General features: G+C 58.5%; 8 protein-coding genes and 1 rRNA gene. 6 read left to right on the forward strand and 3 right to left on the reverse strand.

From position 1 onward, the window contains the following. Positions 1 to 91: 91 nt before the first annotated feature. The 3 genes from tgt to MJQ68_RS11665 form a co-directional block, all read right to left on the reverse strand. Positions 92 to 1225 (reverse strand): tRNA guanosine(34) transglycosylase Tgt, encoded by a 1134-nt coding sequence (gene tgt, locus MJQ68_RS11655; RefSeq protein WP_238751285.1) that lies wholly within the window; start codon positions 1223 to 1225, stop codon positions 92 to 94. A gap of 20 nt (positions 1226 to 1245) precedes the next feature. Next, on the reverse strand, positions 1246 to 2469 hold the full coding sequence (locus tag MJQ68_RS11660; RefSeq protein WP_238751286.1) for a T9SS type A sorting domain-containing protein: 1224 nt from the start codon (positions 2467 to 2469) through the stop codon (positions 1246 to 1248). Between the two features lie 241 nt (positions 2470 to 2710). Beyond that, positions 2711 to 3832: a Fic family protein gene (locus MJQ68_RS11665; protein WP_238751287.1), complete on the reverse strand. Its 1122-nt coding sequence runs from the start codon at positions 3830 to 3832 to the stop codon at positions 2711 to 2713. Between the two features lie 212 nt (positions 3833 to 4044). On the opposite strand from MJQ68_RS11665, the gene pth reads away from it, so the two are divergent. From pth to MJQ68_RS11695, 6 genes are all read left to right on the forward strand, one after another. Continuing rightward, entirely contained in the window at positions 4045 to 4593 is a 549-nt protein-coding gene (gene pth, locus MJQ68_RS11670; RefSeq protein WP_238751288.1) for an aminoacyl-tRNA hydrolase, read from the forward strand. A gap of 49 nt (positions 4594 to 4642) precedes the next feature. Next, entirely contained in the window at positions 4643 to 6127 is a 1485-nt protein-coding gene (locus MJQ68_RS11675; protein ID WP_238751289.1) for a phytoene desaturase family protein, read from the forward strand. Beyond that, a complete protein-coding gene (locus tag MJQ68_RS11680) occupies positions 6120 to 6956 on the forward strand; it encodes a phytoene/squalene synthase family protein (protein ID WP_238751290.1) in 837 nt (278 codons plus the stop codon). Before MJQ68_RS11675 ends, MJQ68_RS11680 begins: the two co-directional genes overlap by 8 nt. Further along, a complete protein-coding gene (locus MJQ68_RS11685; RefSeq protein WP_238751291.1) occupies positions 6953 to 7699 on the forward strand; it encodes a carotenoid biosynthesis protein in 747 nt (248 codons plus the stop codon). Before MJQ68_RS11680 ends, MJQ68_RS11685 begins: the two co-directional genes overlap by 4 nt. Next, on the forward strand, positions 7696 to 8826 hold the full coding sequence (locus MJQ68_RS11690; protein ID WP_238751292.1) for an FAD-dependent oxidoreductase: 1131 nt from the start codon (positions 7696 to 7698) through the stop codon (positions 8824 to 8826). The genes MJQ68_RS11685 and MJQ68_RS11690 overlap by 4 nt, the downstream gene beginning before the upstream one ends. A 645-nt stretch (positions 8827 to 9471) precedes the next feature. After that, positions 9472 to 9572, forward strand: a 16S ribosomal RNA gene (locus MJQ68_RS11695); the annotation flags it as partial.

Genomic DNA, 9572 nt, shown 5'->3' on the forward strand with positions numbered 1-9572 from the left:
CCAATCGACCTTCCCTTCGCCCAATAAAAAGTGCTACCCCGCGGCGACGCTATTCGCGGCGACACGGACGGGGCGCGGCTATTGGATGCACCTACAACTTCCGCTCCAAGTCCACCACCGCCTTTTCTTTCCACCCTGCAAATGAACCCTCCAGAATCCGCACCCGCGCCTCCCGCACCAGCGCGAGGTAGAACGCCAGATTGTGTAGGGTAGCTAGCTGGCCGGCCAGTAGTTCGTTACAGCGGATGAGGTGGCAGAGGTACGCTTTGGAGTGGGTGCGCGACGTGGGGGCGGCGTCCGGGTGGTCATCGATGGGGGAGTGGTCGTTCTTCCAGCGGGCGTTGCGGATGTTGATGATGCCCTGGCGGGTGTAGAGCATACCGTGGCGGGCGTTGCGGCTGGGGAGCACGCAGTCGAACATGTCGACGCCGCGGCTGATGCACTCCAGCAGGTTGGCGGGGGTGCCTACGCCCATGAGGTAGCGGGGCTTCGCTTTGGGGAGGATGTCGCAGCACAGTTTGGCGATGCGGTACATGTCGGGGATGGGCTCGCCTACGGAGAGGCCTCCGATGGCGTTGCCGGGCTGGTTCTGATTAGCGATAAACTCGCAGGACTGGGTACGCAAGTCATCGAAGCTGCCGCCCTGTACGATGGGAAAGAGGGACTGCGTGTGACCGTACTTCGGCCGGGATTCCCGCATGAAGGCGACGCAGCGCTCCAGCCAGCGGTGAGTGAGGTGCATGCTACGCTCGGTGTACTCGCGGGTGGAGGGGTAGGGGGGGCACTCGTCGAAGGCCATGACGATATCGGCACCGATGGAGCGCTGGATGCCGAGGCTGCTCTCCGGACTGAACAGGTGCTTGCTGCCGTCGATGTGACTGGCGAAGGTGGCGCCCTCCTCGGTGATCTTGCGGCGGTGGGCGAGGCTGTAGACCTGGTAGCCGCCGCTGTCAGTCAGGAGGGGGCCGTCCCACTGCATGAACTGGTGGAGTCCGCCGGCGGATTCCATTACCTCCATGCCGGGGCGGAGGTAGAGGTGGTAGGTGTTGCCGAGAATGATCTGTGCCCGCACCTGTTCCCTGAGCTCCCGCTGGTGGACGCCCTTGACGGTACCCAGGGTGCCTACGGGCATGAAGATGGGCGTCTCGATAGCGCCGTGATCGGTAGTGAGCAGGCCGGCGCGGGCGTCGGTGGTGGGGTCGGTGTGGAGAAGGTCGAAGGTCACGGGGGGCGAAGGTAGGGCGCCTACTGCTTGACGAACCTGGCTACGTAGGTCTTGGTGTGGTGGAACTGAATAGTGTAGTGACCCGCTCGGAGATGGGCGATAGCTAGTGTAGTGGAGGGCGTAGGTTGAGCTACGCTTCCCTGCTGAACCAGGTGACCGTAGGTATTGTAAATGCGGTAGATAAGGGGGGCTTTGTTGGGTAGGTCCGGTAGGGTAATTTGGTCCACGGCCGGGTTAGGATAGATCAGGGTGGTGATGGCCTTCGTAGCAGTACGCAGTGAAGTAGTGCCCGTCAGTTGTTCTAGCGGCCGGCCGAACACTCCATCGCTGGGGGTACTCGCAAACAGGGAAGTGCCGTCACTAGCCAGTTCAATAGCTACGAAGCGCTCCGTGATCGGGGTAAATCCAGTCTCCCAGGTGTCCGTTGCTCGGTTCAGGCGCAGGAGATTGTTACTATCGGTCTCCGCAAGGTTTGTCGAGATCAGTAGTTCGTTGCCGCTCACTAGAAGTAAATCGATGATGTTGCGCTTTCTGTCCGGTAAGCCGGTGTTGAGCTCCGTCCAGCTCTGGCCGCTGTCGGTAGATCGGTATACCCCGTCTCCCGAAGTTCCCGCATACAGGATGCCCGTTTCGCCAACGGCCAGGCTACCCACTTGAGTATCAAAGTCGCCCATACGGACATACCTCCAGCTAGCTCCACGATCTTCGGAGCGCAGTACGCCACCCTCTAGGCCGGCCAGCACGGTATCACCGATCGCAAGTCCGGTAGTCAGGTAGTCATTAGCGGGAAGATCGACACTGCCGAGGTCGATGGGTCTCCAAGAAGTGCCGTCTTCGGAGCGGTAGATCGTGCCGGTCGGGTGTGTAGCCAGGTAGAAGTCAGCTACGGCGAACAGGGCGGTGAACTGCTCGGTTCTGCCAGGAGTGACGGTGGTTGTCTGCCAGGTATCCCCCCAGTTGTCGGTCCGGTAAATACTGCCGTCAAGAGTAACTACGTAGAGTACGGTATCTAAGTAGTAGGAGCTGACGGCAAACCCTAGTCCGGCATCTTCCGAGATGTAGTCCACGGTCCGTCCCCCATCGGCAGAAGTGAACATCTGCCCGCCCAGATTGACCACCAACCGGTCGCCGTAGACGTTCGCATCCGTGACGTCGAATCCGGTAGTGAACGATAAGGGGGTCCACTGCCCGAAGGCAGGAAATGAAAGATAAAGGAGTAGGGTAAGGGTGGAAAATAAGCGCATCGTACCTGAGGGTGTGGGTTAGTAGGTAGGATGAATGTACTCAACAATTGCCTTGCCACACTCAGCGATACTTGCTTGCTGTGGGTAAAGGGGTAGTCGGAAGCTGTAGGGTATTCGCTTAGGGCTAAGCCGCAAGTGGATCGGACATCGGATGTCGCTGACTTATGTGGGCGGCGGCGAGTTTTTGCGAAAGTAGAAACTCGCCCGGCGAGTTTATACTTTTCGACACTAATCTATAAACTCAGTTGAAAAGGTCCATGTATTCCTGGAATACGTAGCTTTTACTTCTGCTGGCGGTTGGGTACTCCTTAAGAATACCTAATTGCTCTAGGTCACCCGCGAGGCGGTAAGCCGGGGCATGACTGGAGCCAAGTATTCGCTTGATGTCGGCAACGGTCACGATGGGTTCTCCGAAGAGCGCACGAACCAACTGCTCCGCACCTCCCCGACGTCGGCCCAGACTTTCGAGTTTTGTGGGTAGGGAACGTTCTAGTTCCGTTATTCTTTGAAACGTACTTACGCCGTCCCGGGCGGTTTCTATAATGCCGTCTAGGAAGAAGTGGAACCACCCAAGGAGGTCATTATTTTCACGTACCTCCGTTAGCCTATCATAGTACTGCGTTCGGTTGGCCTCGAAATAAGCGGAAAGATACAGGACGGGCTTGCGGAGTATATCGCGGCCGATCAGATAAAGGGGAATTAGTAAGCGCCCCAGCCTGCCGTTGCCGTCTTGGAAGGGGTGAATGGTCTCGAACTGATAGTGAAGTAGCGCTACCTTCAGCAACTCGGGCAGGGGGTTACGCTCGTCATTCGCTAAATACTCAAGGTCACCCATCAAACGGCTGACCTCCTGGGGTGGAGGGGGTACGAAAGTCGCACTATTGATGCTTCTGCCTCCGATCCAGTTTTGACTGGTACGAAACTGGCCGGGCCCCTTTTGCTGTCCACGCACGCCCTGCATTAGTATCCCGTGTGTGTTCCTGATCAAACGGGAGGAAAACGGCAGCGTCCCGAGCCAGCCAATAGCTCGGTTGATAGCTAGTACGTAGTTATTTACCTCTTCCCAGTCATCGCGACGTTCGAGAGATACTTCTTCGCGACTGAGTAAGGCCTCCTCTACGCTCGTCTGCGTACCCTCGATCTTTGCCGACAGCGTTGCTTCTTTGGTTACGTGGAGTCGTACATAAAGATCGATGTTAACCAAATCCGAGAAAGCGTCTAACCTACCGAGGAAACGATCTGCCGTACCGAGTTTCTGCTGAAGCGTAGCCTCCTCAATGGACCAACGACGATTTATCTCCGCTGGGATAAAAGCCCGGTAGCTGCTCTGCTTTATGTATGTTCCAGAGACGAACTTTCTCATTTCACGAAAGTAGAAACTTATGGGATCAGTTTCTACTTTTTCGTGAAAAAATAGAAACTAGGCTGTTTTAAGCCGATCGGTATAGGTGGGTCCACCGGCTAGCTTTGCTCCTGTACATTTAATCTGCACCTGCGGCCCCGCCCGCCCTAAGCAACTATCGCGATGCTGCTACCTTTGCCGTACTCAGATACCTAGCCATCCAGAATCCCATAATGAAATACCTTATCGTAGGCCTGGGCAATCCCGGTCCCAAGTACGCAGATACCCGCCACAACGTAGGCTTCCGCGTAGTGGAGCAGCTGAGTACCGACTGGCATAGCGACACCCACGGCGACATCGCCCGCATCAAGCACCGCGGTAAGCTCGTCACCCTGCTCAAGCCCACCACCTACATGAACCTGAGCGGGAAGGCCGTGCGCTACTGGCTACAGGCCGAAAACGTGCCCAAGGAAAACCTGCTGGTGGTGATGGACGACCTGCACCTCGACTTCGGGCGTCTGCGCCTGCGGGGCAAGGGCAGTGCTGCCGGCCACAACGGACTCAAGGACATCGATCAGCTCACCGGCGGGAACAACTACGCGCGGCTGCGGGTCGGGATCGGCAAGGACTTCCACCCGGGGCAGCAGGCCGACTACGTGCTCAGCGAGTGGACGGCGGACGAACGCACCGAGCTGCCCGCCCTGCTGAAGGACGCCAGCGACGCCTGCCTGAGCTTCTGTGCCCACGGACTGAGCAATACCATGAGCGCCTTTAACCGCTAAACCCTCCCCGGCTAACCGCGTTAGGCCGTAACTAAACCGCTACGCGCACTTGAATAAACAAGTTATTATCGTCGGTGCCGGATTCGCCGGTCTATCGGCCGCAGCCTACCTGGCCCGCGACGGCTACCGCGTACGCATCCTGGAGAAGAACGAGGGACTGGGCGGCCGCGCCCGGCAGTTCTCCGCCGAAGGCTACACCTTCGATATGGGCCCCAGCTGGTACTGGATGCCGGAGGTCTTCGAGCACTTCTTTAACGACTTCGGCAGCACCGCCGCCGAGCACTACGAGCTCGTACGCCTCGACCCCAGCTACGAGGTGGTCTTCGGCGTGGAAGACCGCATCGAAGTGCCGGCCAGCACGAAAGAGCTATTTGCCCTCTTCGAAAAACTAGAGCCCGGCAGCTCCGCTAACCTGCGCAAGTTTCTGGAGGAAGCCGAGTACAAGTATCGCGTCGGCATCGATGAGTTCGTACAGAAACCCGGCCATAGCATCATGGACTTCGCCGACCTGCGGGTCTTTAAGTCCGTCTTCAAACTGCAGATGCTGACGGACATGGCCACCTACGTGCGCCGGCTCTTCAAGCACCCGCAACTGATCCAGCTGCTGGAGTTCCCCGTTCTCTTTTTGGGGGCCACGCCCGCCAATACCCCAGCGCTGTATAGTCTGATGAATTACGCCGACCTCAAGCTCGGCACCTGGTATCCCCTGGGTGGGATGCACAAGATCATTGAAGGCATGGCCGCCGTAGCCCGCGGTCAGGGTGTGGAGATCATCTCCGGCAGCGCGGTGCGGGAAGTAGTGACCGTGAAGGGAGAAGTGCAGTCCGTCGTGACCGAAGACGGCACCACCTACCCCACCGACGTGCTCGTCTGCGCGGCTGACTACCACCACTTCGATCAGCAAGTGCTGGCACCGACCGACCGTATGTACTCCCCCGACTACTGGGCCGGCCGTACCATGGCCCCCTCTAGTCTGCTGTTCTACATCGGGCTGGACCGCAGGGTGCCCGGACTGCACCACCATACGCTGTTCTTCGATGCGGACTTCGATCGCCACGCCCACGATATCTACGAGCAGCCCGTCTGGCCGGAGGATCCACTCTTTTACGTCTGTGCCCCCTCGGTGACCGATCCGACCGTGGCCCCGGACGGTTGTGAGAACATGTTCTTCCTCCTTCCACTGGCTCCCGATCTAGACGATACGCCCGAGCGGCGCGAGCACTACTGGCACCTGATGTGCGAGCGGTTGAGCCAGCGCATCGGTTTTGATATCCGTCCGCACGTCGTGTACCGCCGCGACTACGCCCACCGGGAGTTCAAGGAAGATTATAATGCCTACCGGGGCAATGCCTACGGTCTGGCCAATACCCTGCTACAGACGGCCTTCCTCAAGCCCAAGCTGCGCAGCAAAAAGCTCCGTAACTTGTGGTATGCCGGTCAGCTTACCACACCGGGACCGGGTATGCCACCCAGTATCATCTCCGGACAGGTAGCCGCCCGGGACATTAAAGCCGCCATGCCCGTACATGCTTAGCCTCTACCAACAAGTCTGCCGGGAGTGTGCCAGTCTGGTCACCCGCCGCTACAGCACCAGCTTCAGCATGGGCATCCGGGTGTTCGAAAAACCCCTGCGGGCGCCGATTTACGGTATCTATGGCTTCGTGCGCTTCGCCGATGAGATCGTCGATACCTTCCATGCCTCGGATAAGCAGATGCTCTTCCAGCGCTTCCGCGAGGATACCTACCACGCCCTCGAACATGGTATCAGTCTCAATCCCATCCTGCAGGCCTTTCAGGAAGTAGCTCACCGCTACCAGATCGGCCGCGACCTGATCGACCCCTTCCTGGACAGCATGGAAATGGACCTCGATAACACCCGCTACAACGCGTCCTTATATAAGGAGTACATCTACGGCTCGGCGGAAGTGGTGGGACTGATGTGTTTGCGCGTCTTCGTCGATGGGGACGAGGCCGAGTACGAGCGCCTCAAGCCCCCCGCCCAGGCCCTGGGATCGGCCTTTCAGAAGATCAACTTCCTGCGCGACATCCGCTCCGACTACCACGACCGGGGCCGGGTCTACTTCCCGGGTGTCGACTACGAAAAGTTCGATAACCTGAGCAAGGCCGCCATTGAGGCGGATATTAAGGCCGACTTCGATTTCGCCTACACTGGCATCGTACAGCTGCCCACCAGCGCCCGCTTCGGGGTGTACCTGGCTTATCGCTACTATACCAAGCTGTTCCAGAAGATCCGCAATGCGCCGGCGCAGGACGTGACCGAGACCCGCATCCGCGTAGCCGATAGCCGCAAGGTCTACCTGCTGGCCAGCTCCGCCGTCAAGCACCGCTTCAATCTGCTATGAGTAGGGCTACCGCAGCTGGTGGCAGTGCATCGAAGCTCGAACGTGGGCTGATCTGGTTCATGCTGTTCGCCTTCGCCAGTGGAGCACTCGCCCATACGCTGCCGGCGGTGCTACCCATCACCCGCTACACTACGGATGCGCTCCTGCTCGTACTTAACGGACTGCTCCTCTACGCCGTGTACCAGCGTAACCAGGACCAGCGGCTACTCCTCTGGTTAGCGATCGCCTACTGCTTCACCTTCGCGGCCGAAGCCGTGGGGGTGGCTACGGGCGCCCTGTTCGGGGAGTACGCCTACGGTGCCACGATGCGCTGGCAGTGGTTGGGCGTGCCCTTCGTGATCGCGCTGAACTGGTGTGCCCTCACGCTGGCCACCAATATGCTGGCGCTCCACTTCTTTGCGGTCAAACGCTTCACTACGGAGGATACGGGTGTGCCGCAGCGCAAACGGCCGGGTACCGAGGAGTATGACCTGAACTGGTCGAAGTCGGTTTCCGCTGCCCTCCTGGCTAGCATCTTCATCGCCCTGTACGACGTAGCGATTGAGCCGGTAGCGATAAAGCTGGATTACTGGCAGTGGGGCGGCGGCACGATCCCCCTGCAAAACTACCTGATGTGGGCCGTGGTCGCCTTCCTCATCTCCCTGCCCCTGCAGTTGCTGAATATCCGGTTCAGGAGTCCGCTTCTGCTGGTCTACCTCGCCGCCCAACTCTTCTTTTTCCTGGTCCTTAACTTGGTCCTGTGAGCCACTACGACATCGCGGTCATCGGGGGAGGGCTGGCGGGCCTGAGCGTACTCTATCACCTGAAGCGGGCGGGCAAACTTAGTGGCAAGCGTGTGCTACTGGTGGATCCGCAGCGCAAGACCGCCCACGACCGCACCTGGTCGTTCTGGGAGACCGGGGAAGGCCCCTTCGAAGAGCTGGTGTATCACCGCTGGGACCAGGTGAGTCTGCACAACGCCCACACCCACTGCACCTGCGACCTCGCCCCCTATGCCTATAAGGTGATCCTGAGCAACGACTTCTACGCACACGTCAACGGTATACTGGACGGGGTAGGGGCGCTGACGCGGGTGCAGGGGCAAGCCAGTGAGGTGCGGTCCGGTCCGGCCACGGCTAGTTTTCAGCTTGGTGGGGAGACGGTGACTGCGGACATCGTGTTCAGCAGCGAGCCCCACCCGCTCGACTACCGGGAAGTGAAGCAGCCCTACCTGGACCAGCACTTCCGGGGGTGGTTCATCGAAACGGAGGAGGACACCTTCGATCCGAGGCGCGCCAGCCTGATGGACTTTCGCACGCCGCAGGAGGGGGAGACGCGCTTTTTTTACGTCCTGCCCTTCAGCAAACGGCGGGCGATGGTGGAGATCGCCATTTTCAGCAACGAGCACTTGCGGACGGAGCAGTACGACGCGCTGATCGGCGACTACATCCACGCCCACTGGACGCAGGGGCCGTACCGGGTATACCATACGGAGGGCGGCAATATTCCGATGACGACCTATGACTATCCCCGGAGAACGGGTAACCTTATATATATAGGATTGGGTGGCGGAGCGGCACGACCCTCTACGGGCTACACCTTCTACGGGCTGCAGCGGCAGCTGATGCGACTGGCAGCGGCCTTCCCGGATATATCCGCCACGCAGGTGTGGCCGGAAAAGCACCGCTTGTACGACGCTACGCTGCTGCGGATCCTAGAGCAGCGCAAGCTGCGAGGGGATGAGGTCTTTGTAAATCTGTTCCAGCGCAACCCACCGGCGCGGGTACTGGCCTTCCTGAACGGGGAGAGTACGCTGTGGCAGGAATTACGGCTGATGGGTACTACGCCGATCGGGGTATTCGGGACCACCTTCGTCCGGGAGCTACTGTAGTGCTGGCTCCGGAAAAGATGTGGCGATTAAACTAGCCGAATGCTTGTACGTTTACCATCCTGCGGCCTATCTTTGCCGTCCCGCAAGGATAGTCTTGCATCCCTTCTATAGTAAGATTCCGCTTGATGAGCGTATGTGGCAACGGCCACAGCGCGGTGGAAACTTCGCGACAAACACAAGGCAAATATTCTTTGCGAAAGGTTTGGAGGAACGAAGGCGATGATGGTACCTTTGCGGCCCCCGCGAATGAGTGGGGAAACGCAGTCGAGCAAGTCAGAAAATAGTTGAGAAAATCTGCTTACTGACTTGCACGGATGAAAAACTAGCTGTACTTTTGCAGCCGCTTTGGAAGCAAGGCGAACAACGAAACAAAAAGTTGGTGTTCTGGCGTGGGTCCTATAGGGGACTAATACGACGGGACGGAGGAGCGAGCGGCTCCACCGGCGCAACGATCTTTGACATCAATGGCAGGCGAGGTTCAACGCCGTAGAATTAACGAATGACCGAACCCATCCGATGGATGGGAGCGACACTTTTGTAGCTATGGCCCTGAATAGAAATTTGAAGTTAAGACAGCATTAGGCTCTTTCTGAAGTTAAGTCACTATACAAGCTGCCCGCTACGGTGGGTGGTTATAAGAACTTTACAATGGAGAGTTTGATCCTGGCTCAGGATGAACGCTAGCGGGAGGCTTAATACATGCAAGTCGAGCGAGAAGGTGGTCTTCGGACTGCTGGAAAGCGGCG

The sequence above is a fragment of the Neolewinella maritima genome (assembly GCF_923081025.1).
Classification (GTDB): Bacteria; Bacteroidota; Bacteroidia; order Chitinophagales; family Saprospiraceae; genus Neolewinella; species Neolewinella maritima.

Bases quoted from the DNA above. Each gene is read 5' to 3' on its own strand.
- MJQ68_RS11660 (WP_238751286.1), bottom strand. From the start codon at position 2,469: ATGCGCTTATTTTCCACCCTTACCCTACTCCTTTATCTTTCATTTCCT.
- MJQ68_RS11665 (WP_238751287.1), bottom strand. From the start codon at position 3,832: ATGAGAAAGTTCGTCTCTGGAACATACATAAAGCAGAGCAGCTACCGG.
- pth (WP_238751288.1), top strand. From the start codon at position 4,045: ATGAAATACCTTATCGTAGGCCTGGGCAATCCCGGTCCCAAGTACGCA.
- MJQ68_RS11680 (WP_238751290.1), top strand. From the start codon at position 6,120: ATGCTTAGCCTCTACCAACAAGTCTGCCGGGAGTGTGCCAGTCTGGTC.
- MJQ68_RS11685 (WP_238751291.1), top strand. From the start codon at position 6,953: ATGAGTAGGGCTACCGCAGCTGGTGGCAGTGCATCGAAGCTCGAACGT.